Raw genomic sequence first — 23,737 nt, 5'->3', positions numbered from 1 at the left:
CCGGATCGACATGCCAGGGGCCCCGCGACACCAAGAGGTGTCAGTCGATTATGAGCAGCCCGTGGTCGAGCCGCAGGTGTCGCACTTCATGCAGGTGCCGTTGCGCACCAGCGTGAAGTTGCCGCACTCGCTGCACATCTCGCCCTCGTAGCCCTTGGCCTTCGCCTCCGCGCGCCGCTCGGCTTTGGTCGGAGCGGCGGCCTGGGTCGCCGCGCCCGGCTTGCTCCAGGCGAGGCTCTCCAGCTTCTCGGCCGGCGACAGCTCGGTGTTGAGCTCGGCCTTGAGCGCGGTCGCGCCCTCGAACTGCGCGCTGACATCGCCGCCGCCATGCCGGGCGGTCGAGCCTGCCGAAGCGATCGAGGTGACGTTGCCCGAGGCGCGGGCTTCGGTCTCGTGTGCGCCGCCCTGCATCACCACCAGCTTGTCGGTGCGCGAGCGGGTGAGGCCCTTCGACAGGTACTTGTGGGCTGCAGCCGGCTCCGGCTTGCCCTCGTCGATGCCCTTGCCGAGCGCGTCGAAGTTCGACTCGGTCGGGTCGACATGGGCGAGGTCGAAGCGCGACATGTAGCTGACCGCGAGCTCGCGGAACACGTAGTCGAGGATCGATGTCGCGTACTTGATGGAGTCGTTGCCTTGCACCGGGCCCGCGGGCTCGAAGCGGGTGAAGGTGAAGGCGTCGACATACTCGTCGAGCGGCACGCCGTACTGCAGTCCCAGCGACACGGCGATGGCGAAGTTGTTGATGAAGGAGCGCAGCGCCGCACCTTCCTTGTGCATGTCGATGAAGATCTCGCCGAGCCGGCCGTCGTCGTATTCGCCGGTGCGCAGATAGACCTTGTGGCCGCCGACGACCGCCTTCTGGGTGTAGCCCTTGCGGCGATCCGGCATCTTCTCGCGCTCGCGCATCACGACGATGCGCTCGACCAGCTTCTCGACGATCTTCTCTGACACCTGGGCGGCGCGGGCCGCCATCGGCTTATCGAGGAACGCCTCGACCGCATCGTCCTCCTCGTCGTCATCGGAGATGAGCTGGGAGTTGAGCGGCTGCGACAGCTTGGAGCCGTCGCGATAGAGTGCGTTGGCCTTGAGCGCCAGCTTCCACGACAACAGGTAGGCGGACTTGCAGTCCTCCACCGTGGCGTCGTTCGGCATGTTGATGGTCTTGCTGATCGCGCCGGAGATGAACGGCTGCGAGGCTGCCATCATGCGGATGTGGCTTTCGACCGACAGATAGCGCTTGCCGATCTTGCCGCAGGGATTGGCGCAATCGAACACCGCGTAGTGCTCGGCCTTGAGATGCGGCGCGCCTTCCACGGTCATGGCGCCGCAGACATGGATGTTGGCGGCCTCGATCTCGCGCTTGGTGAAGCCGATCGCGGCCAGCAGGTCGAAGCCCGGCGCGGCGATCGCCTCGGCGTCGACGCCGAGCGAGCGGATGAAGTCCTCGCCGAGCGTCCACTTGTTGAAGGCGAACTTGATGTCGAACGCCGTCGGCAGCGCCTTCTCGATCTTGGCGATGGCTTCATCCGTGAAGCCCTTGGCCTTGAGCGAGGTATGGTTGACGCCGGGGGCCTGGGCGAGCGAGCCGTGGCCGACCGCGTAGACCTCGATCTCGGCGATCTCGCTCTCGCGATAGCCGAGGGCGCGCAGCGCCGCCGGCACCGCCTGGTTGATGATCTTGAAGTAGCCGCCGCCGGCGAGCTTCTTGAACTTCACCAGGGCGAAGTCGGGCTCGATGCCGGTCGTATCGCAATCCATGACGAGGCCGATGGTGCCGGTCGGCGCCACCACCGTGGTCTGGGCGTTGCGGTAGCCATGGGCTTCGCCGCCGGCGAGCGCGCGATCCCAGGCCGTCTTGGCGTGGGCGACGAGATCGGCCTGCGGGCAGCTGGCGTGGTCGAGCGGCACCGGATTGACGGCGAGCGCTTCATAGCCGGTCGCCTCGCCATGGGCGGCGCGGCGATGGTTGCGGATGACGCGCAGCATGTGCGACGCGTTCTTCTTGTAGGACGGGAAGGTGCCGAGCTCCTGCGCCATCTCGGCGGAGGTGGCATAGGCGGTGCCTGTCATGATCGCGGTCAGCGCGCCGCACAGCGCACGGCCTTCCTTGGAGTCGTAGGACAGGCCCATGGTCATCAGCAGGCCGCCGATGTTGGCATAGCCGAGGCCGAGGGTGCGGAATTCGTAGGACAGTTCCGCGATTGCCTTGGACGGGAACTGGGCCATCATCACCGAGATCTCGAGCACGATGGTCCACAGCCGGCACAGGTGCTCGTAGGCATCGACGTCGAAGCGGCGTGCGGCGACATCATAGAACGTCAGCAGGTTGGCCGAGGCCAGGTTGCAGGCGGTGTCGTCGAGGAACATGTACTCGGAGCAGGGATTGCTCGCGCGAATGTCGCCGGACGCCTTGCAGGTGTGCCAGTCGTTCATCGTGGTGTTGAAGTGCAGGCCGGGGTCGGCGCTCGCCCAGGCGGCGTGGCCGATCTTCTCCCAGAGGTCGCGGGCCTTCAGCGTCTTGGTGACCTTGCCGTTGGTGCGGCCGATCAGATTCCAGTCGCCGTCGGTCTCGACCGCACGCAGGAAGTCGTCCTTCAGCGACACCGAGTTGTTGGAGTTCTGGCCGGACACCGTGAGGTAGGCCTCCGAATCCCAGTCGGTGTCGTAGATGTCGAACTGGATGTCCTTGTAGCCCTGCTTGGCGAACTGGATGACCCGCTTGATGTAGTTGTCGGGCACCATCGCGCGGCGCGCGAGCTTGATCTCGCGGCGCAGCGCCGGGTTCTTCTCGGCATCGAAGCAGTCGTCGCCCGAGCCCTCGCAGTTGACGCAGGCCTTCAGGATCGCCTTGAGGTGCTTCTGGTTGATCTTGGAGCCGGTGACGAGAGCGGCGACCTTCTGCTCCTCCTTCACCTTCCAGTCGATGTAGGCCTCGATGTCCGGATGGTCGGCGTCGACCACCACCATCTTGGCGGCGCGGCGGGTGGTGCCGCCGGACTTGATCGCACCCGCGGCGCGGTCGCCGATCTTGAGGAAGCTCATCAGGCCCGACGAGCGGCCGCCGCCGGACAGTTTTTCGCCTTCACCGCGCAGGCGCGAGAAGTTGGAGCCGGTGCCGGAGCCGTATTTGAACAGGCGCGCCTCGCGCACCCACAGGTCCATGATGCCGCCGTCGTTGACGAGGTCGTCCTCGACGCCTTGGATGAAGCAGGCGTGCGGCTGCGGATGCTCGTAGGACGACTTCGACTTGGTCAGCTTGCCGGTCTTCCAGTCGACGTAATAGTGCCCCTGGCCGGGGCCATCGATGCCGTAGGCCCAGTGCAGGCCGGTGTTGAACCACTGCGGCGAGTTCGGCGCGACCATCTGCTTGGTCAGCATGTAGCGCAGCTCGTCATAGAACGCGCGGGCGTCGTCCTCGGAGGTGAAGTAGCCGCCCTTCCAGCCCCAGTAGGTCCAGCAGCCGGCGAGACGGTCGAACACCTGCTTGGCCGAGCGTTCGCTGCCGAAGCGGTCGGCCTCGGGCAGGGCGGCGAGGGCCTCTGTGTCGGGCACCGAGCGCCACAGCCACGACGGTACGGTCTCTTCCTCGACCTTCTTCAGGCGGCTGGCGACGCCGGCCTTGCGAAAGTACTTCTGCGCCAGCACGTCGGAGGCGACCTGCGACCAGGCGTCCGGAACCTCGACGTTGTCGAGGCGGAACACGATCGATCCGTCGGGATTGCGGATCTCGCTCGTGGTCAGCCTGAACTGGATGTCCGCGTAGGGGGACTGCCCGTCCGTGGTATAGCGCCGCTCGATCCGCATCTTCGTCTTGCCCCGTCTTTGGCCGGATCCGCTTTGTGCGGTATCCGGCAATTGTCATTGCGCGGGCGTCGTCCGCCCGCAGTTGCGCCGGGTGTCCCGGCTCCATTCAACGCCCCAACTGCAAACGCGTGAAACCGCGTTCTTGCTCGTTCCGTCGGGGCTTCGAGCCCCTCAATTCTGCGCGCCGGACGCCGTCCTTCAGGGACAGACAAGCCCTCGGCCCGTTGCCGCGATCGGCGTGACGGAGCAGCTTGCAGAACCCTGTCAGGAGGTTACCCGGCGGGACACAAAACCACTCGCGCCGAACAGGCCAAAAACTAGGACGACTCCGCCGCGCCCGTCAAGGAATAGTGCGAAGTCTTGAATCAAATACTAAATATGGGGGAATTTGGGGAAAACCAGGGGGCCAAGCCCGCACTGGATGGCCGCAAGTATCAGTGAGTCCACGGGGAATCGGAAGGCGTAATTTTTTCCCCAGGGGGGCCGGAGCCGTCCTGCTCCCGCTGTTCACAGGGCGTCACGCGAGCGAATAAATCGCTTGCATCGGGCGGACTCGCCGGACGCACGCAAAACCACGGGAGCACCCCTGCGGCAAACCGGCTGGTCGCTCCGGCTGTTTGCGGCCATTCTCTGGCCGACTCGCCAACCACAAGCTCAGCATGACAACATCCCATGACAACCGCGCGACCTCGCCGGTCGCCGCCGGCGGACTCATCTTCCTTCTCATCACCTCGGTCGGCTGGGGCCTGAACTGGCCGATCATGAAGTTCGTGCTGCGCGAATGGCCGCCGCTGTCGGCCCGTGGGGCGACAGGTGTCGTCGGCAGCCTGCTGCTGCTGGCGATCGCACTGGCGGTCGGGCAGAGCCTGCGGGTGCCCCGCGAGCAGTGGCCACGTCTCGTGATGTTCGCGCTGTTCAACGTCAGCGCCTGGATGGCGCTGATGGGGCTGGCGCTGTTGTGGCTGCCGGCGGGCGAGGCCGCGACCATCGCCTACGTCATGCCCGTGCTGGCTTCGTTGCTGGCCTGGCCGGTGCTGGGCGAGCGATTGACGCCGCTGCGGGCGCTGTCGCTGCTGCTCGGCATCGGCGGCGTCGGCGCGCTGATGGGCGGGGACGGTCTCGCGGCCAGCATGGAGAAGTTGCCGGGCATCGTGCTGGCGTTGACTGGCGCATTCCTGTTCGCGCTCGGCACGGTGCTGGGCAAGCGTTATCCGCTCAGATTGCCGGTCGTCACGTCGGCGGCATGGCAGATCATGATCGGATGCCTGCCGGTGGCACTGATCGGGCTCGTGGTCGAGCAGCCGAAACTGAGTGCGCTGACGCCGACTGGCTGGGCGCTGATGGGCTATCTCGTGCTGGTGCAGTTCTGTGTCGCCTACGTCAGCTGGTTTGCGGCGTTGCGGCGGCTGCCGGCCTCGGTCGCGGCAATCGGGACGCTGCTCGTGCCGGTGATCGGCGTGCTGGCTTCGGCGGCGGTGCTGGGCGAGCCGCTGGGCATGGGTCAGCTCACGGCTCTCGCCATGACGATCGCTGGCGTGGTGCTGGCGACGCGGAGCTGAACGCGACGATAAAAGGGGCGGCTCTCGCGAGCCGCCCAGGTGCTTCGGCGCCTGCCTGCCTTCAAAGCAGCCGCCGAAGGTATTACGGGCAGGGATGGCGCAGGCCGTCGTAGCCGAGATAGGTGCCGGACGACGGATCGTACGACCGATAGGTCTGCTGGCAATAGGCGACGGTGTTTGCGTCCGCAGGGCCGCTGTCGTAGCTCACGTCGGGGGCGGGATAGTAGGCGTAGCTGTCGTCGTAGCCCCCGCTATAGCCATAGCCGCCATAGTAGGGCGCACTGAGCGCCGCACCCGCCGCAAGGCCGGCGGCGAAGCCGACGCCCGGTCCGATCCAGCGACGTCCGCCCCAGCCATGGCCACCACGCCAGCCGCCGTTCCAGGCATGGGCGCCTCCGAAGCCGCGCCCGGCGAAGGCCGGGCCACCGCGGAAGCCGCCGCCATGGAAGCCTCCACCATGGAAGCCGCCACCGCCATGAAAGCCACCCGGGCGGGCTTCCGCCGACGCGGTCAGCAGAACCGGAGCGATCGCGAGCAGCGCCGCGGCGCCGGCCATTTTCAACTTGTTCATTGCCGTTCTCCAACAGGTCCTGACCTGCAACGCGACGGCGTGAGCGACGTTCCGTCACAACCCGGCTGGCTGACCTGCGCCATCAGCATCGGTGCCCGCGGCTGTATGGTGGCTGAACCAATTGCGTCGGAACCATGCCGGCGGCCTTCGGAATCAAGGCGCAGTGCCACGATCGGTGCCGCGCGCCCGGGGCCCCGCCAGGCGGTGAGGCGTGCGTCGTGCCGGGCCGGATCAGCGTTCGCATCCGGCACCGTCCGGTCCGATCGGGCGGCGCGGCAAAATCACATGGTCACAATCGGTTGGAGCCGTTTCCCTGGCGAGCCCGGGGCGCCCTCGGGGCAGGGCGCTTGCCCGGCGATACGGCATTGCACAAGCCCGCTGCCAGCGCTGGACAAGCAGGCTTGCGGGTGCCATCAAGGGCCACCTTTCCGCTCCGGATTCCGTGCGATGAAGCAGTTTGTCCTGAAGATCTTTACCTGGTGGAACAGCCAGACGTTCGGCACCCAGCTCTGGACCTGGCGGTTCGGCGAACTGGTCGGCCAGGACGAGGACGGCAATCGCTATTACCGCACCCGGGGTGGCAAGATCGATCCCTCGCTCGGCTTCGAACGGCGCTGGGTGGTCTACAACGGCTATGCCGAGGCAACCCGCGTGCCGCCAGGTTGGCATGGCTGGCTGCACCACACCGTGGATGTAGCGCCGCCGCAGGAGACCTACACACCGCGCGAGTGGCAGAAGCCGCACCGTGCCAACCCCACCGGAACGCCGAACGCCTATCGTCCGGCGGGCTCGACCCTTGCCGCGGGCCGCCGTCCCAAGGCGACCGGCGACTACCAGGCCTGGACGCCGGGTCAGTAACATCCGGGGAGGAGGGGCTTCCTCCGCTGCAGCGAGGCCCCGTGCCACATGCGGGCGCGGGAGGACAACTCCGCAGGATTTGTCAAAAGCAGACGTGCTTCATCCAGCCTCGTTCACATCACGAGGTAACAAGCCATGACCGTCGCTCTCGCCCGCACCAAGGACCGCATCGACTACGCGGACCGGCTCAATCGCGTCACCGCCTATATCTACGATCATCTCGACGACGATATCGATCTCGATCGGCTCGCCGAGGTCGCCTGCCTGTCGCCGTCCCACTGGCACCGCATCTATCATGCCCTGCATGGCGAGACGCTCGCGACGACGGTGCGGCGGCTGCGGCTGCATCGCGCCGCCGGCTTCCTCGCGCACAGCAGCATGACACTCGAGAGCATTGCGCTGAAGTCAGGCTATTCCAGCGTGCAGGCCTTCAGCCGCGCCTTCAGCGCGGACTATGACATGCCACCGGCCCAGTACCGCACCACGGGCGCTCATGCCGCCTTCCGCGCCGCGCGGGCACAGACCGCCAGCGTCGCCTATGACGTCGAGATCCGCCATGTGGCGGCGCTGCCTGCGGTCGCGGTCGACCACGTCGGGTCGTACATGCAGATCGGCAAGGCATTCGATCCGCTGTTCGGCTGGTGCGCGATGCGTGGACTGCTCGGTCCGTCGACACGGACATTCGGCATCTACTACGACGACCCGACCTGGTGTGAAGAGAACGAACTGCGCTCGCGCGCCTGTATCACGTCTCCGGCGACCGTGGCGGTCGAGCCCCCCGTGTTGCAGGCCGAAGTGCCGGGCGGCACCTGCGCGGTGCTGCGCTATCGCGGTCCCTATGCCACGATGCGCGACGCCTATCTGTGGCTGTACGGCCAGTGGTTGACGGAGGCGGGCGAGGAGCCGGCGGACGGTCCGGTGTTCGAGGAATATCTCAACAATCCCCGTGACACCGCGCCCAACGACCTCCTGACCGACATCTATCTGCCGCTCGCGGGCTATGCCTGACCGCGTTCGGGCGCTCCTGATCCCTCAGGCCGTTCAGGCCGGTGCGCGCGCCGCAAGGCGTGCCGCCGCCTGTTCGACCGCCGAGCGGCGCCGCGCGCGCGAAGGCGCGATCAGCGTTTCCAGGCGTTCGCGGATCTCGGGGGGCGCGGTATCCGGCGAGCCCGACTGGAATGGCGGCGCCGGATTGTATTCCAGCGACAACTGGATCATCTCCGCCGCCGGCCGTCCGGCAAGCTCCGCCGCGAGCGTCAGAGCGAAATCGATGCCGGCGGTGACACCACCGCCGGTGACGCGGTTGCGGTCCATGCAGACGCGTGTCGCGACTGGCGTCGCGCCAAACGCGGCGAGCAGCGGCAACGCCGACCAGTGGCAGGTGGCGCGATAGCCATCGAGCAGCCCGGCGGCACCGAGGACCAGCGATCCCGTGCACACCGAGGTGATGTAGCGCGCGCCGCCTGCCTGGCGCCGCAGGAAGTCCAGCGTCTCGACATCGTTGACCATGTCGTCGGCGCCTGCGCCGCCGGGGACGCAGATCACGTCGAGCTGCGGGCACGCTGCGAAGGTCGTGGTCGGCAGCAGCGCGAGCACCGCGTCGCTCGGCACCGGCTCGATGCGCTTCCAGACGAGATGCACCTGCGCGCCGGGCACACGCGAGAACACCTGCAGCGGGCCGGTGAGATCGAGCTGGGTGAGCTTGGGGAAGACGAGCAGTCCGATGTGAAGAGGGGCGGTCACGGCGTGAGCTCCGCTGGTGGGGGTGACGGGCGACACTTCAGCATTGTTGGCTGCCGTCATAAATGGCATAATTCCCTCGATTTCAGTCATCGGCCTGAAGGTCGCTCATTTCCGGAGTTCGCGCATGATCGGCATCCTGATCTTCACAGGCTTTCAGTTGCTCGACGCAGCCGGGCCGATTTCCGTCTTCGAGATCGCCGGACGGTTTTCGGGGCGCAGCACGACCATCCAGCCGCTCGCAGCCACGGCCGGCGCGGTGCGCAGTTCGTCCGGCGTCGAGGTGCTGGCGCGCGGCTTTCGGGGCCTTCGCGGCCTGGATACGCTGGTGATCGCGGGCGGCGAGGGCGTGCGTGACGCCATCCGCTCTGCCGAGACCCTTGCGTTCGTGCGGGCCGCCGCGCGCAAGGTGCGGCGCGTCGCCAGCGTCTGCTCGGGAGCCTATGTGCTCGCCGAGGCCGGCGTGCTCGATGGCCGCCGCGCCACCACCCATTGGGGCCGGACGCCGCATTTCCTGTCGGCCTATCCCAAGGTGCGGCTGGAGCCGGACCGGATCTTCGTCAAGGATGACCATGTCTGGACATCTGCGGGCATCAGCGCGGGCATCGACCTCGCGCTCGCGATGGTGGCAGAGGATCACGGCGACGAGATCGCGCGGCAGACCGCGCGTCAGCTCGTGATCTATCACCGGCGCAGCGGCGGGCAGTCGCAGTTCTCGGCCCTGAACGAGTTGCACGCGCCGAGCGGCCGCTTCAAGCCGCTGCTCGCCTGGGCGCGCGAGCATCTCGACGAGGCGCTGACGGTGGAGCGCCTTGCGGAACAGGCGCATATGAGTGCCCGCCATTTCACCCGTGCGTTCATTGCCGAGACCGGCACGACGCCATCGAAGGCGGTCGAGCGGCTGCGCGTCGAGGCGGCCAAGGCGCGGGTCGAGGCGATCGGCGAGCCGATCGAGGAGGTCGCGCGGACCACCGGGTTCCGTGATCCCGAGCGGATGCGCCGGGCCTTCATCCGGGCATTCGGCCAGCCGCCCCAGGCGCTGCGACGCGCGGCACGGTCGGCATGAGCGACGGCGTGGCGCGGGGATATCTCCGGTATCCTGCCGTAACCGTCTGCCAAGGCCGGCTTTTCCGCCCTTTCCCCGCCGTATTCGCCGTGTTAACCGGAGGCCGAGCGAGCGGCGACAGATAACGATAGATTGTCGTCAAACCCGAGTCGCCGATGAAGCCGCGCGAGATGTTCCGAACCCCTGTCCTGGCTGCCCTTGCAACGCTCGCCGTTGCCCCGGTGCTGTCGCTCGCGCTCCCCGCGCAGGCACAGATCGGCAATATTTTTTCCAATGCGCCGCCGCGGCCGCCAGCCGGCGTCCCCAACGGCATGAACGCGCCGGACACCGACGAAGAGGACGTGCCCGATCTGCCGACCCAGGGCCGGATCCTGCCGATTCCCAGCCGTCCTCAGCCGCAGCCCGGCATCGCCGTGCCGCCGCCAGGCTCTGTGCAGTCGCAGCCCTTGCCGCCGCCACCGGGGACGACCATCGTGCCGCAGAACCAGCCGGGCGTCGCCACGGCGCCGCCTGCGCCTCCGGCCGCTCCGGCTCCCGGCGGCAATGTCGTGAACGCGCCGGCTGCCGTGCCGAATGCGCCGGGCGGGCAGCGCCCGCCGCGTGGTGCGGCCACGCCGCCGGCGCCGGCCTCGCTGCAGCCTGGCGACGAGATCGTCTCCGAGCCGCCGGCGCAGAAGATCGTCAACAAGAAGGCGGTGTTCTCGGGCCTCGACAAGATCACCGGCCGCATCATCAATTTCGACGTCGACATCGGCGAGACCGTGCAGTTCGGTGCGCTGCGGGTGAAGCCCGACGCCTGCTATACCCGCCCGGCCACCGAAGCGACCAATACGGATGCCTTTGTCGAGGTCGAGGAGATCACGCTTCAGGGCGAAGTGAAGAAGATCTTCTCCGGCTGGATGTTTGCCGCATCCCCTGGCCTGCATGGCGTCGAACATCCGATCTACGATATCTGGCTGACCGACTGTAAGGGGCCGGACCAGACGGTCGCGACCCAGGTCGATACACCCGCGCCGCCGCCAAAGCCTGCACCGCCGCCGGCACAGCGCCGGCAGCAGACCTCGCGCCAGCCGCAGCAGCCGCTGCCGCCGCCAGGGACGGGCCAGCTTGTGGCGCCGCCGCGTGATCCCCCGCCACAGCAGCAGCCATCCGGCTTCTTCCCGCCGTTCCGGCAGTAGGGCCAGGGCGGCGCTCCAATCGCCGTCGGCGCAAGTTTCGCCAAGACTTCCCGCGCGCCCTGTCGCACAAATGCGGCTGCCATGCGCCCGCATGGCCGCGCGGCGCGTCCGTTCCTGTGCGCAGGCGGATCGCTGCGGCGAATTGCAGATCCCAACGCCGAAAGGTCGTCCCATGACGGTGTCCGTTGCGCAGAAGCGCGCCGATTTTCGCAAGCTCCACGAGAGCGGCTGTTTCGTCCTGCCCAATCCCTGGGATGTCGGCAGCGCCCGTCTGCTGGAGACGCTGGGCTTCAAGGCGCTGGCGTCGACGAGCGCCGGCTATGCCTGGTCGAACGGGCGGCCCGACTATGCTCTGGGCTGTGATGAAATCGTCGCGCACCTGACGACGCTATGTGCGGCGACCGAACTGCCTGTCAATGCGGACTACGAGAACGGCTTTGCCGACGCACCGCAGGAGGTCGCGGTGAATGTCCGCCGTGCACTGCAGGCCGGCGTCGCCGGCCTGTCGATCGAGAACCGCACCAGCGATGATACCAGACCGCTGTATGACGACGCGCTCGCCGTTGAACGGATCCGCGCGGCCCGGATCGAGATCGATTCCGATGGCAGCGGCGCTGTGCTGGTCGCGCGCTGCGAGGGCTTTCTCGTCGGAGAGGCCAGCCTGGACGCCACCATCGCGCGCCTCGTCGCATTCGCAGAGGCTGGAGCGGATTGCCTCTATGCGCCGGGGCTGAAGTCCAGGGAGCAGATCGCGGCCGTGGTCAAGGCGGTGGCGCCGAAGCCGGTCAATGTGCTGGTCGGCGCGGCGCCGGGCTTCAGCGTCGCCGAACTCGCCGAGATCGGCGTGCGGCGGGTGAGCGTCGGCGGGGCACTGGCGCGCAGCGCCTGGGGCGGGTTCATGCGGGCCGCCAGGGACATCGCCGAGCATGGCACGTTCGGCACGTTCGCCGACGGTTATCCTGGCGCTGAGTTGCAGAAGGCGTTTGCGCGGCCGCGTGCCTAGTCTTTGTCGTGTGGCTTGCTTCTGACATTCGTGCGGTGGACGCGCGGCCAGTGCCGAGGCGAATGTCGGGTCGATTGCCCAAAAGCGCTTTCGAGCGAAGCGGGTACCGCTTCGCGCATTCGCGCTTCCATCACACGTTCGAGGCGCGGGCCAGCATGGCGAGCGCATCGCTGCCGCTGACAGAGCCGTCGGACGGTACGGCATCGAAATCGGCGACACCGTCGAGGGCATCGTCGAGCAGCGCGCGATAGCGCGCACGGGAGACCTCGACCGCGCCGAGGCTGCGCAGATGCTCGGTCACGAACTGGGTGTCGAGCAGTTCGTAGCCGCCCGCCAGCAGTCGCGCGACGAGGTGGACCAGCGCGACCTTGGAGGCGTCGCGGGCGCGGTGAAACATGCTTTCGCCGAAGAACGCGCGACCGAGGCTGACGCCATAGAGGCCGCCGGCGAGATCGCCGTTCTCCCAGACTTCGACACTGTGACAGTGCCCCTGGTCATGGAGGGCCGTGTAGAGGTCGCGGATGCGGCGGTTGATCCAGGTTTCCTCCCGTCCGTCCGCCGGCGTGGCGCAGCCGGCGATGACCTGGCGGAACGCCTGGTTGGCCGTCACCCTGAAACGATCGCCGCGCACGGTGCGGGCGAGGCGTGACGAAACATTGAGGCCGCGCAGCGGAATGATGCCGCGATGCTCCGGTTCGACCCAGAAGATGGTGGGATCGTCGGCGCGCTCGGCCATCGGAAAGATGCCGCAGGCATAGGCCCGCAGCAGCACCTCGGGGGTGATCTCGGAGCCGGTGGAGTCGCGCGACGTCATGCGGTCTTATAGCAGGACAGGGCGCGTGGCGCGACGGCGCCGACGCTTACTTGCCGGTCGTTCCGGCAGTATGCTTCAGGCCGTTACGCGGGAAACGCAGGACGATACGGGTGCCGCGATGGGCCGGATCGGGGGCCGCCGTCGCACCGAGCTTGCCGGCCATGGCGCTGACAATGCGCTGGCCCATGCCGGTGGAGCGCGGATCCTGGCGAACCTGCTCCAGACCGACGCCATCGTCGCTGATCGCCAGGAGGATCATGTCGCCGTCGCTGTGCAGCTCGACATGGATCGGCCCGGCGCCTTCGGGATAAGCATACTTGACCGCGTTCATCACCAGTTCGTTGACGATGATGCCGATCGCCACGGCGCGGTCCGGATCGATTTCGATCGGCTCCGATGCCAACGTCAGGCGTGACATGCGGTTGCCTTCCGCCGAACGGCGCAGATCCTCGAGAAGTGCCTCGAGGTACTGGTTCAGCATGACGTTCTTGAGGTCGTGCGAGGTGTAGAGGCGGCGATGCACCTGCGCCACGGCAGCGACGCGGCCCATGGCATTCGTGAGTGCCGCCTTGACGTCATCTTCCGCGCTGTTGGCCGCCTGCAGATGCAGCAGCGAAGCGATGATCTGGAGACTGTTGCCGACGCGATGGTTGACCTCGCGCAGCAGCACCTCGCGCTCGGCGGCGAGCGCCGCGTAGCGGTCGCGGGCGATGCGGATTTCCTCTTCCGCCGCGAGCTGGGCGCGGAGAATCTGGGCGCGCTCCAGCGCGCTCTTCACCGCCGCATGAAGCAGAGTGATGAAGTCGCCATGCGTATCCTTGACCAGATAGTCGCCCGCGCCGGCCTTCAGCGCCGCGACGGCAATGCTGGAATCCTGCGACGCCGTGACGAAAACCACCGGCGGAGCATTAGGGATCGCCTGGATCTGCTCCAGCGTCTCCAGACCATCGAGCCCGGGCATGTACTGGTCGAGCGCCACCACGTCGATGCCACCGGCCCGGATGCGGGCGATGCCGTCGGCGCCGCTGGCGGCATGCTCGATGGCAAAGCCCTGCCGCTTCAGACCGCGCTCGACCAGTCGCGCCAGCGCGGCGTCGTCATCGATGTAGAGCAGTGTCGGGACGGAGGTCGTCATGCCGTGGCTTGCGGAACCTGAATCACGGAGAAGAACAGCCCGAGTTGCCGGATAGCGTTGGCGAAGTTCTCATAGTTGACCGGCTTGGTGATGTAGACGTTGCATCCCAGCTCGTAGCAGCGCTTGATTTCCTGGGCGTCGTCGGTCGTGGTCAGGACGACGACCGGCGACGACTTCAAATGCGGGCTTTCCTTGACCCGCTTGAGGATGTCGATCCCGGTCATATCGGGAAGGTTGAGGTCGAGCAGAATCAGCAGGGCCTGGCCCTTGTGGGCAAGACCATGGCCATCGTTGCCGAACAGATAGTGCAGCGCGTCGGTGCCGTTGGCGAACGGCAGGATCTCGTTGTTGACGCCGGAGCGGCGGATGTTGCGCTCGATCAGCCGGGCATGACCCTCGTCATCCTCGACCATAATGATTTTGACGGGCAGGCTCACGACTCAAGTCCTTCCTTGATAACCAGTTTGATTGGCAGCGTGACGATAAAGGTGCTGCCCTTGTCGAGTGCAGATTCGACATGCATCGAACCGCCCATTCGCCGCACCAGAGTCCGGACATGGGCAAGCCCGATGCCCTGACCCGGCTTGTCCTGGGTACCGGCGCGGCGGAACAATTCAAAAATTCGTTGATGATCCTTGGGATCGATTCCGCGTCCGTTATCAGAGACCTCGAAGATGGCAAAGCCGAGCTTGCGACGTCCGCTCACGCCGATACGGCCGGGGACGCCCGGCCGCAAATATTTCAGCGCGTTGTCAATGAGATTGGAGAAGATTTGTTCCATCGCAAGACGGTCGCTGACGAGATCGGGCAGGGTCTCGATGGTGATTTTGGCGTCTGCTTCCAAGGCCTGATGAGCGACGGTCGCGCTGATTCCGGAGAGCAGCTCGCGCATGTCGATCGGCTCGGGACGGAATTTGCGACGGCCTTCGCGTGTCAGGTTGAGGATCGCGGTGATCAGGCGATCCATCTTGGCGATCGACGATTTGATGAAGTCGAGCGCCTCGGAGAAGTCCGCCGCGAGGCGCTTGTCCTCGCCGTTCAACTCGGGCTCGGCCTGCTCGCCGGAGCCGGCGAGCGCGACCGGCTGCGGAGCGGGAGCGGCGAGACTGGCGATGCGGTTGAAGATGTCGCTGCGCAGTTCATCGAGCTCGCTGGTGAAGCCCATGATGTTGACCAGCGGCGAGCGCAGGTCGTGGCTGACGATGTAGGCGAAACGCTGGATTTCCTCGTTGGCCTCGCGCAGGTCAGCCGTGCGCTCGTCCACCATGGCTTCGAGATTGGCGTTGGTCTCGCGCAGCTGCTGGTTGGCGAGATCGCGCTCGCGCGATGTCCGCCGCACCAGAAAGATCGACATTCCGCCCAGCAGCACGATGAACGCGGCGCCGGAAATGGTCAGGATGGCCGAGAACGACCGGCTGCGATCCGCGGCAGCGGTGCGCTGCGCCAGCAGGCGATCTTCCTCGGCGAGCATCGCGGTGCTGGTGTCGCGAATGCGGTTCACGGTCTCGGACGGTCCGCTCCTGCGGATCATGTCCGCGGCGGTGGTCAGGTCGTTGCGCTTGACGAGGTCGACATAGGCCTGCAACTCCCTGAGCCGCTGGGCGGACGCATCGCGGAACGCTGCGACGTTGCGAACCTGTGTGGGGTTGTCGATCGTGAGGCTCGCAAGGGTATCGATGGCCGGCAGAACCTCGGCGGCGGCGCGGTCGTATTCGGCGAGAAACTGGGGATTCTGGGTCAGAAGCAGGCCACGGGCAGCGCTTTCGGCCCGGCGGATGTCAAGCAGGACACGGGAGATCTGGTTCTCGGCTTCGATGGTGTGGACGACCCAGCCGGCCTCGGTCCGCGCGACGTTGACGAGGTAGAGCGCCATGGCGCCAATAGCGATCAGGATCGCAAAACCTGCCGAGAGCAGGGCGATCTGCCAAAACGTTCTCTGTCGCGCCCCCTTATCCTCCACGCGTGCCGGCCTCTCCGAGGCTGGGGTCGTGAAGGCCCTCCGTCACGTCAATCTGCAAACCGGAAATCTGCAAGTCGGGAACTCTGCAAAACAATCGCCTTGCAGTGAACGCATTGCCTCGCTGTTGGTTCCAGGACGACGGTCGGATCTTTGCAGCGAGGGAGGCCATGCGCGCTACTCGGTTGCCGCGCCCCTGGCCAGATACTGCTCCAGCCAGTGAATGTGGTAATCGCCGTCGATGATCTCCGGCTCGCGGACAAGTGCCCGGAACAGCGGCAGCGTGGTCTCGACACCGTCCACCACCATTTCGTCGAGCGCGCGACGCAGCCGCATCAGGCACTCGGTGCGGGTCTTGCCGTGCACGATCAGCTTGCCGACCATGGAGTCGTAGTAAGGGGGAATGACGTAGCCTTGATAGGCTGCTGAATCGATCCGGACCCCGAGGCCGCCAGGCGGATGGTACTGCTGGATCTTGCCGGGCGAGGGCCGGAAGGTCACCGGGTTCTCGGCATTGATGCGGCACTCGATGGCGTGCCCGCTGATGGTGATGTCCTTCTGCGTCACCGGCAGTTCGGCGCCGGCGGCGACGCGGATCTGCTCCAGCACGAGGTCGATGCCGGTGATCATCTCGGTTACGGGGTGCTCGACCTGGATGCGGGTGTTCATCTCGATGAAGTAGAACTCGCCATCCTCGTAAAGGAATTCGATGGTGCCGACGCCGAGATATTTCATCTCGCGCATCGCCTTGGCGCAGATCTCGCCGATGCGGGCGCGGGCCGCGGCATCGATCACCGGCGAGGGGCCTTCTTCCCAGACCTTCTGGTGGCGGCGCTGCAGCGAACAGTCGCGCTCGCCGAGATGCACGGCGCCGCCGCGGCCATCGCCAAGGATCTGGATCTCGATGTGGCGCGGCCTGGAGAGGTATTTTTCAAGATAGACCGAGGCGTCGCCGAACGCGGACTTGGCCTCGTTGCGGGCGGTCGACAGTGCCAGCGCGAGGTCGTCGGCGGTGTGCGCGACCTTCATGCCGCGGCCGCCGCCACCGGCTGCCGCCTTGACCAGCACCGGAAAACCGATCTGCTGGGCGATCGCCATCGCGTCGTCGTCCGGGCCGACGGCGCCGTCGGAGCCGGGAACGACCGGGATGCCGAGCTTGATCGCGGTCTTCTTGGCTTCGATCTTGTCGCCCATCAGGCGGATGTGCTCGGCCTTGGGGCCGATGAAGTGCAGATTGTGGTCGGCGAGAATATCGGCGAAGCGGGCATTTTCCGACAGGAAGCCGTAGCCGGGATGCACCGCGTCCGCGCCGGTGATCTCGCAGGCGGCGAGCAGCGCGGGAATGTTGAGATAGCTGTCCTTCGACGGCGGCGGCCCGATGCACACGCTCTCGTCGGCGAGGCGCACATGCATGGCGTTGGCGTCGGCGGTGGAGTGGACGGCGACGGTCGCGATGCCGAGCTCCTTGCAGGCGCGCAGCACGCGCAAGGCGATCTCGCCACGGTTGGCAATCAGAATCTTGTCGAACATCGGTAGGTCCCGGTTGTCACGTCCGAAGCAGGGGTGGTCGCGTGGACCGGCGTTTTGCCGGAGCCGGCGACCACGGACATCGCTGTGCCGCAGCCGTCCGGCTTCGGGCTCATTCGATGATGACGAGCGGCTCGCCGAATTCCACCGGCTGGCCGTCCTCGATCAGGATCTGGGTCACGGTGCCGGCGCGCGGCGCCGGAATCTGGTTCATGGTCTTCATCGCTTCGATGATCAGCAGGGTATCGCCCGCCTTGACCTTGCTGCCGACATCGATGAAGGGCTTGGCGCCCGGCTCGGACGCGATGTAGGCGGTGCCGACCATCGGCGAGGGCACCATGCCCGGGTGCTTGGAGACGTCGCTTCCCGCAGCCGGGGCCGCGGCCGGAGCAACGAGCACCGGCTGCACCGGCGCCGGCAGCACCGCGGAGGCGGTGATGGTGCGTGCGACGCGGACCCGCAGGCCGGCGCGCTCGATCTCGATTTCAGTGAGATTGGTCTGGTCGAGCAGGGTGGCAAGATCGCGGATCAGCTCGCGCTCGTCGCTGAGCTTGACGCTGGCTTGCTCGGTGGGGTTGTCCTGAGTGGCCATGGGATGGTTCAACTCTCTTGATGTCTGACGAAGGGCGCTCAGGCCTTGGCCTTGGCGCCGATCCTGGTGGCAAGGCCCATGATGGCGAGGCGGTAGCCATCAATGCCGAAGCCGGCGAGGCTCGCGAACACCGCGCGGGCGATGAACGACTGGTGGCGGAAGCTTTCGCGCGCGAACACGTTGGTGATGTGCACCTCGACCGCCGGCAGGTTGACGCCGGTCAGCGCGTCGTGCAGCGCGATGGAGGTGTGGGTGTAGCCACCCGCATTGATGATGATGCCGGCGGCCTTCTTGGCTCCGGCTTCATGGATGAAATCGATCAGTTCGCCCTCGTGGTTGGACTGGCGGCAGTCGACTTCGAGGCCGAAATGAGCCGCGGTGTCGCGGCACAGCGCCTCGACGTCGGCGAGGGTCGCGTGTCCGTACTTGTCCGGCTCGCGGGTTCCCAGCAAGCTGAGGTTCGGACCGTTGAGGACGAAAATGGTGTTCGACATCCAGGGCTCAAAAGCAAAGGTACTGGCATAGCGCCACGGCCGCCCGGCGCGGGGCAGCTCTGGGGCGCGTTATAGGTAACCTGACCGGCAAGGGGAAGCCTCAGAACGTCGCCATCCCGGTCTAAATGCCTCATCCGGCTGGCAAAAGCCTAACTGGAACAGTTGGATATCAACAGTTAACCAATCTTAAGAGGCCGTGCGGACGTTTGAAAACGCTCGCAAAATGCCGATTCGGGGCCGCGGACCAGAGCGGCGGCGATGCTTTCGCCGTCGCCCGGTCGTCGCGGCCCGGTAGTCAGCAGCTGGCCTTGCCGCAGCGGGCTTCGCCGATCTTCTTGCTGAGGTTGTCGAGGCCGACCGCCCCGACCACGACCTGGTTGCCGATGACGTAGCTCGGCGTGCCATTGAGGCCCATGTCTTCGGCGAGCTTGAAATTCTCTTCCAGCGTGGCGCGGACCTCCGGGCTCGCCATGTCCTTGTCGAGGCGCGCCATGTCGAGGCCGGCATCCTTGGCCGCGGCGAGCGCGCGGGCCTTGTCGGCCTGGCCACGGCCGCCGAGCAGCTTCTGGTGGAAGTCGAGATACTTCTTGCCGGTGGGGTCCTGCATGCGCACGGCAACGGCGACCTGGGCCGCCTCGACCGAGCCCGGGCCGAGCACCGGGAACTCCTTGAGCACGACCTTGAGCTTGGGATCCGACTTCATCAGGCTCAGCATGTCGTTCATGGCATGCTTGCAGTAGCCGCAGTTGTAGTCGAAGAATTCGACGAAGGTGACGTCGCCGTCGCGGTTGCCAACAATGACGCCGCGGGGCGAGTTGAAGATCGTGTCGGCGTTCTTCTTGACCGCGGTCTGGTGCTTCTCGGCTTCCGCGGCGGCCTGACGCTTGCTGAGCTCGGCGGACACCTCCTCGAGGATTTCCGGATGGGACAGCAGGTAGCTCTTGATGATGCCTTGGATCTCGCCGCGCTGACTGTCGGAGAAGCTCTGGGCGTGCACTGTCGCCGGCACGATGCACAGCGCGAGGGCCGCGGCGGCAAGCGGGTTGACGAGATTTCGGAACGACAGCATCTGGGGTCCTTTGGCTTAAGCGCGGCCATCGTGGCCTGCGCCGATGATACAGGTTAGTTCTTCTGTCCGGGAAGCGGTTTCGCCGACACAATGTCGTCAGCCTTCACCCAGCCCGGCGTTCCGACCGCAAAACGGGTCTTGGCGCGGGTGGCAAGCTCACGGGCCGTCTTGTTGTCGCCGCGAAGAAAGGCGGCCTGGGCCGAGGCGAGATCTGCCTCGGCATAGTTTCCCTTGCGGCCATACGCCATTGCCAGCTGCGTGTAGCCGATCGGAGCCTCGGGCTCGCGCGTCAGAGCCGCCCGCAGAATCGCGATCGCCTCGTCCGCGTAGGCCTTATTATCGGATGCGACCAGGGCCTGCCCAAGTAACATCTCGATGAGGGCGGAGTTGCCGGAGATCTGCACCGCCTTGCGCAAGGGCGCGATGGCCTCGGCGGGGCGGCCGCCTTCGAGCAGCGCCTGGCCGCGCAGCTCGTGGAAATACGGATTGTTGGGCTGCTCGCGGATGAGGTCGTCGATCATCGCCAGCGCCATGCGCAGGTCACCATGGCGGTAAGTGGAGATCGCGCGCGCATAGCGCGCCGGCAGGCTGGTATTGGACGGCGGGTACTTGCGTGACACCGTGTCCGGCCGGTCCATGAAGCCCGCGATCTTCGCCCGCATCAGGTCGTGGCGCAGTTGCAGCGCCGCGTCGTCCTTCTTGTCCCAGTACGGGCTGGAGCGCGCGAGCTGCTCGAGCGCCGCGACGCGCTCCGCCGGCATCGGATGCGACATCAGGTAGGGGTCGGAGCCCTGGGACGAGAACAGCGTCTGGTCGGCGAAGCGCTTGAAGGTGTCATACATGCCCTTGGCGGACTGGCCAGTGGCGTTGAGGAATTTGACGCCGGCGCGGTCGGCATTTTCCTCCTGCTGGCGCTGGTAGGACAGCAGGTTGCGGCGGATCGCCTCCTGCGGAGCGCTGATCGCGGCAGCGCCGATCTGGGAGGCGCCGCTGGAGTTGCTCTTGGCGCCGGCCACCATGGCGCCGACACCGAGCAGCATGGCGATGATCATCTGGGTCTGCGCCTGGGCGAGCTGCTCGCGCAGCTTGGCGAGATGGCCGCCGGCAAGGTGGCCGGTCTCGTGGGCGAGCACGCCGATGATCTGGTTCGGCGTCTGCGCATCGAGCAGCGCACCATAGTTGACGAAGATGCGGCGGCCGTCGGCCACGAACGCATTGAACGAGCGGTCGTTGATGATGACGACCTGGATGTTCTGCTTCTCCAGCCCGGCGGTGCGCAGGATCGGCCGGGTGTAGTCGCGCAGCAACTGCTCGATCTCGGCGTCGCGCAGGGTCGGCGGTCCCTTGGCGTCCTGCGCGCGGGCGGGCAGCACGGAACAGGCGAGCGCCGCCGCGGTCACCAGCGCCGTCAGGCGGGTCGCGAGCGATCGGCCGCGCGGGCGCGGCGAGGAGGACGATCGATGCTGCGGGTTTAGCAATGGAGACACCGCGCTGAAGGTGGTATGGCCTGTGACGACAAGGTCGGGATTCCCGCCCTACCAAACCGCCGAATACGGCAACAGAGCGGCACCCGGATGACGCCCCGGAGCAGGCCGCGCCAGGGCCGGACGGGCTGCGACGGGATAGCAGATTTCCATGCTGGATGCGAAATTGACGGAGAGGGCGATGGGGCTGCTGCGGCCCGCCGCCCGCAGCGATGTTCCCCCGTTCATGGTGATGGACGTGATGGCGGCCGCCGCCCGGATCGAGGCCGCCGGCGGCCATGTCATCCATATGGAGGTGGGACAGCCCGCCACCGGCGCACCGTCTGCGGCGATCGCCGCCGCCCATGCCGCGCTCGACCAGGGCCGCATCGACTATACGTCTGCGCTCGGCATTCCATCGCTGCGCGCCCGGATCGGACGACACTATCGCGAGACCTATGGCTGCGATGTCGATCCCGAGCAGATCATCGTCACTACCGGCTCGTCCGGCGCTTTCATCCTGGCTTTCCTGGCGATGTTCGAGCCCGGCGACCGGGTCGCCGTTACGGTGCCGGGATACCCGCCGTACCGGCATATCCTTACGGCGCTGGGCTGCGAGCCGGTGCTGATCGAAACCACCAGCGAGACCCGCCACGCCCTGACCGGCGAGATGCTGCTGGCTGCCCATCGCAAGACCCCGCTGAAGGGTGTGCTGGTCGGCAGCCCGGCCAATCCGACCGGCACGATGATGACCCGCGAGGCGCTGGCCAGCCTGATCGCCGCCGCGGAAAGCGAAGGCATCCGCTTCATCTCCGACGAGATCTACCATGGGCTCGACTACGCCTTTCCCGCTGCCACGGCGGCGCAGTTGTCGCCGCGGGCGCTGGTGATCAACTCGTTCTCGAAATACTTCTGCATGACGGGTTGGCGAGTCGGCTGGATGGTCGTGCCGGAGCCGCTGGTGCGCCCGATCGAGCGGCTGCAGCAAAACCTTGCGATCTCGGTGCCGACGCTGTCGCAGGTCGCAGCGGAGGCTGCATTTGAGGGCCGCGCCGAGATGGATGCGGTCAAGCACAGCTACCAGGACAACCGCCAGATCCTGATCGAGGGGCTGCCGAAGGCGGGCCTCGATCGCTTCCTGCCCGCGGACGGCGCCTTCTACCTTTACACCGATATCTCGAAGTTCTCCTCCGACAGCTTCTCCTTCGCGTCGCGGATGCTGGAGGAGGCGCATGTGGCGGCGACGCCCGGCGTCGACTTCGATCCGATCCACGGACGCTCGTTCGTGCGTTTCTCCTATGCGCGTTCGACCGACGACATGCGCACTGCGGTCGCGCGCATCACGCGGTGGCTCGCGCAGGCGAAATTCTAGCTTCCATTTGCGGCATGCAGTTCCGGCGGAGGGCAAGCCCTTTGTCGAAGGCCGCGGGATATTCCACCCATTGGCATTGGCAGTCGTGCTGTCGCCCGTATAGGCTGCGGCAGTATGCCCAATTGTGCAAAAGGGGGGATTCATGTCCGCGACCAACGCGCCGGTAACGGCGGATACGACGCACAAGCCCTGGTACAAGATCCTCTATGTCCAGGTGCTGATCGCCATCGTGCTCGGCGTGCTCGTCGGCTGGCTCGAGCCACGGATTGCGACCAACGAGTGGGTCAAGGCGCTCGGCGACGGCTTCATCAAGCTCATCAAGATGGTGATCGCGCCGATCATCTTCTGCACCGTAGTCTCCGGCATATCCCACATCCAGGATGCCAAGAAGGTCGGCCGGGTCGGCATCAAGGCGCTGATCTATTTCGAGGTCGTCTCGTCTTTCGCCCTGATACTCGGCCTGATCATCGGCAATCTGTTTCAGGTCGGCCATGGCCTCGCCGCCAAGCCTGATGCGGCGGCGGTCGCGAGCTACGCCCAGCAGGCGGCCGAGCAGAAGTCGGTCGATTTCGTGCTCAACATCATTCCCGACAGCGTGGTTGGCGCGCTCGCCAAGGGCGACATCCTGCAGGTGCTGCTGTTCGCGATCCTGTTCGGGTTCTCGCTGATGGCGCTCGGCGAGCGCGGCCATACGGTGCGCAATCTGATCGACGACGTCGCCCATGCGGTGTTCGGCGTCATCGCCATCGTGATGAAGGCGGCGCCGTTCGGCGCTTTCGGCGCCATGGCCTATACGGTCGGCAAATTCGGACCGGCTGCGCTCGGCAACCTGCTCGGATTGATCGCGCTGTTCTACATGACGGCGGGAATTTTCATCGTCGTGGTGCTCGGCCTGATCGCGCGGCTCATCGGCTTCAACATCTTCCGCTTCATCGCCTATATCAAGGATGAGCTGCTGATCGTGCTCGGCACCAGTTCGTCGGAAAGCGCGCTGCCGCAGTTGATGGAGAAGCTGGAGCGGCTGGGGTGTTCCAAGTCGGTCGTCGGCCTCGTGGTGCCGACCGGCTATTCCTTCAACCTCGACGGCACCAATATCTACATGACCCTGGCGACGCTGTTCATCGCCCAGGCGCTGGGCGTCGATCTCAGCTTCGGCCAGCAGCTCACCATCCTGGTCGTCGCCATGCTGACGTCCAAGGGCGCGAGCGGCGTCACCGGCGCCGGCTTCATCACGCTGGCGGCGACGCTGTCGGTGGTCAATCCGGCGCTGGTGCCGGGCATGGCCATCGTGTTCTCGGTCGACAAGTTCATGAGCGAGTGCCGCGCGCTGACCAACATTACCGGCAACGGCGTTGCCACGGTGTTCGTGTCGTGGTGGGAAGGGGAGCTCGACCGCGACAAGCTCAATGCCGCGCTGAATGCGCAGGTCGATCCCTCCGACATCGAAACAGCTGTCACCACCGGCTGAGACGGCAGCGCCCGGATCGGACCCGTGAAACGAAAACGCCCGGCCGCAAGGCCGGGCGTTTGATTTC

Annotated in this window: 20 protein-coding genes; 8 read left to right on the top strand and 12 right to left on the bottom strand. The window is 66.3% G+C overall.

The genetic code is table 11. The features are described 5' to 3' along the window. Positions 1-48: 48 nt before the first annotated feature. Positions 49-3,804: a vitamin B12-dependent ribonucleotide reductase gene (locus tag JQ639_RS01325; RefSeq protein ID WP_211970130.1), complete on the bottom strand. Its 3,756-nt coding sequence runs from the start codon at positions 3,802-3,804 to the stop codon at positions 49-51. 659 nt (positions 3,805-4,463) lie between these two features. On the opposite strand from JQ639_RS01325, the gene JQ639_RS01320 reads away from it, so the two are divergent. Further along, a complete protein-coding gene (locus tag JQ639_RS01320; protein WP_211970129.1) occupies positions 4,464-5,363 on the top strand; it encodes a DMT family transporter in 900 nt (299 codons plus the stop codon). A gap of 82 nt (positions 5,364-5,445) precedes the next feature. Here the strand turns inward: JQ639_RS01320 and JQ639_RS01315 are convergent, their stop codons facing one another. Continuing rightward, positions 5,446-5,934: a BA14K family protein gene (locus JQ639_RS01315; RefSeq protein WP_211970128.1), complete on the bottom strand. Its 489-nt coding sequence runs from the start codon at positions 5,932-5,934 to the stop codon at positions 5,446-5,448. A gap of 447 nt (positions 5,935-6,381) precedes the next feature. Between JQ639_RS01315 and JQ639_RS01310 the strand changes: the two genes are divergently transcribed. Together JQ639_RS01310 and JQ639_RS01305 are read left to right on the top strand one after the other, a co-directional pair. Continuing rightward, on the top strand, positions 6,382-6,792 hold the full coding sequence (locus JQ639_RS01310) for an NADH:ubiquinone oxidoreductase subunit NDUFA12 (protein ID WP_211970127.1): 411 nt from the start codon (positions 6,382-6,384) through the stop codon (positions 6,790-6,792). Positions 6,793-6,927: 135 nt separating this feature from the next. Next, positions 6,928-7,800, top strand: a complete 873-nt coding sequence (locus JQ639_RS01305; RefSeq protein ID WP_211970126.1) for an AraC family transcriptional regulator — start codon at positions 6,928-6,930, stop codon at positions 7,798-7,800. A 33-nt stretch (positions 7,801-7,833) separates the two neighbouring features. Here JQ639_RS01305 and JQ639_RS01300 read toward each other — a convergent pair whose 3' ends face one another. Beyond that, positions 7,834-8,535, bottom strand: coding sequence for a DJ-1/PfpI family protein (locus JQ639_RS01300; protein WP_211970125.1), 702 nt, complete (start codon positions 8,533-8,535; stop codon positions 7,834-7,836). Positions 8,536-8,659: 124 nt separating this feature from the next. On the opposite strand from JQ639_RS01300, the gene JQ639_RS01295 reads away from it, so the two are divergent. The 3 genes from JQ639_RS01295 (at position 8,660) to JQ639_RS01285 (ending at position 11,779) form a co-directional block, all read left to right on the top strand. Further along, on the top strand, positions 8,660-9,598 hold the full coding sequence (locus JQ639_RS01295) for a GlxA family transcriptional regulator (protein ID WP_211970124.1): 939 nt from the start codon (positions 8,660-8,662) through the stop codon (positions 9,596-9,598). Positions 9,599-9,768: 170 nt separating this feature from the next. Then, positions 9,769-10,776, top strand: a complete 1,008-nt coding sequence (locus JQ639_RS01290; RefSeq protein WP_211970123.1) for a DUF2155 domain-containing protein — start codon at positions 9,769-9,771, stop codon at positions 10,774-10,776. Positions 10,777-10,948: 172 nt separating this feature from the next. Next, positions 10,949-11,779, top strand: a complete 831-nt coding sequence (locus JQ639_RS01285; protein WP_211970122.1) for an isocitrate lyase/PEP mutase family protein — start codon at positions 10,949-10,951, stop codon at positions 11,777-11,779. A gap of 130 nt (positions 11,780-11,909) precedes the next feature. Here the strand turns inward: JQ639_RS01285 and aat are convergent, their stop codons facing one another. From aat to JQ639_RS01240, 9 genes are all read right to left on the bottom strand, one after another. Next, a complete protein-coding gene (aat, locus tag JQ639_RS01280) occupies positions 11,910-12,593 on the bottom strand; it encodes a leucyl/phenylalanyl-tRNA--protein transferase (protein ID WP_211970121.1) in 684 nt (227 codons plus the stop codon). Positions 12,594-12,639: 46 nt separating this feature from the next. Further along, complete coding sequence (locus tag JQ639_RS01275; RefSeq protein ID WP_211970120.1) at positions 12,640-13,728, bottom strand: sensor histidine kinase; 1,089 nt, start codon at positions 13,726-13,728, stop codon at positions 12,640-12,642. After that, positions 13,725-14,165, bottom strand: coding sequence for a response regulator (locus JQ639_RS01270; protein ID WP_211970119.1), 441 nt, complete (start codon positions 14,163-14,165; stop codon positions 13,725-13,727). The genes JQ639_RS01275 and JQ639_RS01270 overlap by 4 nt, the downstream gene beginning before the upstream one ends. After that, a complete protein-coding gene (locus JQ639_RS01265; RefSeq protein ID WP_371745182.1) occupies positions 14,162-15,688 on the bottom strand; it encodes a sensor histidine kinase in 1,527 nt (508 codons plus the stop codon). The genes JQ639_RS01270 and JQ639_RS01265 overlap by 4 nt, the downstream gene beginning before the upstream one ends. A 174-nt stretch (positions 15,689-15,862) precedes the next feature. After that, positions 15,863-17,215 carry an acetyl-CoA carboxylase biotin carboxylase subunit gene (gene accC, locus JQ639_RS01260; protein ID WP_211970117.1) on the bottom strand — a complete coding sequence of 451 codons (1,353 nt, stop codon included), beginning with the start codon at positions 17,213-17,215 and terminating at the stop codon, positions 15,863-15,865. A 109-nt stretch (positions 17,216-17,324) separates the two neighbouring features. Continuing rightward, positions 17,325-17,804 (bottom strand): acetyl-CoA carboxylase biotin carboxyl carrier protein, encoded by a 480-nt coding sequence (accB, locus tag JQ639_RS01255; protein ID WP_211970116.1) that lies wholly within the window; start codon positions 17,802-17,804, stop codon positions 17,325-17,327. 38 nt (positions 17,805-17,842) lie between these two features. After that, a complete protein-coding gene (gene aroQ / locus JQ639_RS01250) occupies positions 17,843-18,298 on the bottom strand; it encodes a type II 3-dehydroquinate dehydratase (RefSeq protein ID WP_211970115.1) in 456 nt (151 codons plus the stop codon). 295 nt (positions 18,299-18,593) lie between these two features. Then, on the bottom strand, positions 18,594-19,367 hold the full coding sequence (locus JQ639_RS01245) for a DsbA family protein (protein ID WP_211970114.1): 774 nt from the start codon (positions 19,365-19,367) through the stop codon (positions 18,594-18,596). Between the two features lie 53 nt (positions 19,368-19,420). Continuing rightward, positions 19,421-20,845 carry a M48 family metalloprotease gene (locus tag JQ639_RS01240; RefSeq protein WP_211970113.1) on the bottom strand — a complete coding sequence of 475 codons (1,425 nt, stop codon included), beginning with the start codon at positions 20,843-20,845 and terminating at the stop codon, positions 19,421-19,423. 157 nt (positions 20,846-21,002) lie between these two features. Between JQ639_RS01240 and JQ639_RS01235 the strand changes: the two genes are divergently transcribed. Together JQ639_RS01235 and JQ639_RS01230 are read left to right on the top strand one after the other, a co-directional pair. Continuing rightward, the gene (locus JQ639_RS01235) at positions 21,003-22,202 is read left to right on the top strand and encodes a pyridoxal phosphate-dependent aminotransferase (protein ID WP_211970112.1); all 1,200 of its coding nucleotides are present in this window, start codon (positions 21,003-21,005) and stop codon (positions 22,200-22,202) included. Between the two features lie 142 nt (positions 22,203-22,344). After that, positions 22,345-23,670: a dicarboxylate/amino acid:cation symporter gene (locus JQ639_RS01230; RefSeq protein WP_211970111.1), complete on the top strand. Its 1,326-nt coding sequence runs from the start codon at positions 22,345-22,347 to the stop codon at positions 23,668-23,670. Positions 23,671-23,737: the final 67 nt, after the last annotated feature.

The organism is Bradyrhizobium sp. U87765 SZCCT0048, from assembly GCF_018131225.1.
Taxonomy (GTDB): Bacteria; Pseudomonadota; Alphaproteobacteria; order Rhizobiales; family Xanthobacteraceae; genus Bradyrhizobium_A.
Note: the sequence above shows the minus strand (reverse complement) of the source record. Positions and strands in the feature narration are given on the sequence as shown.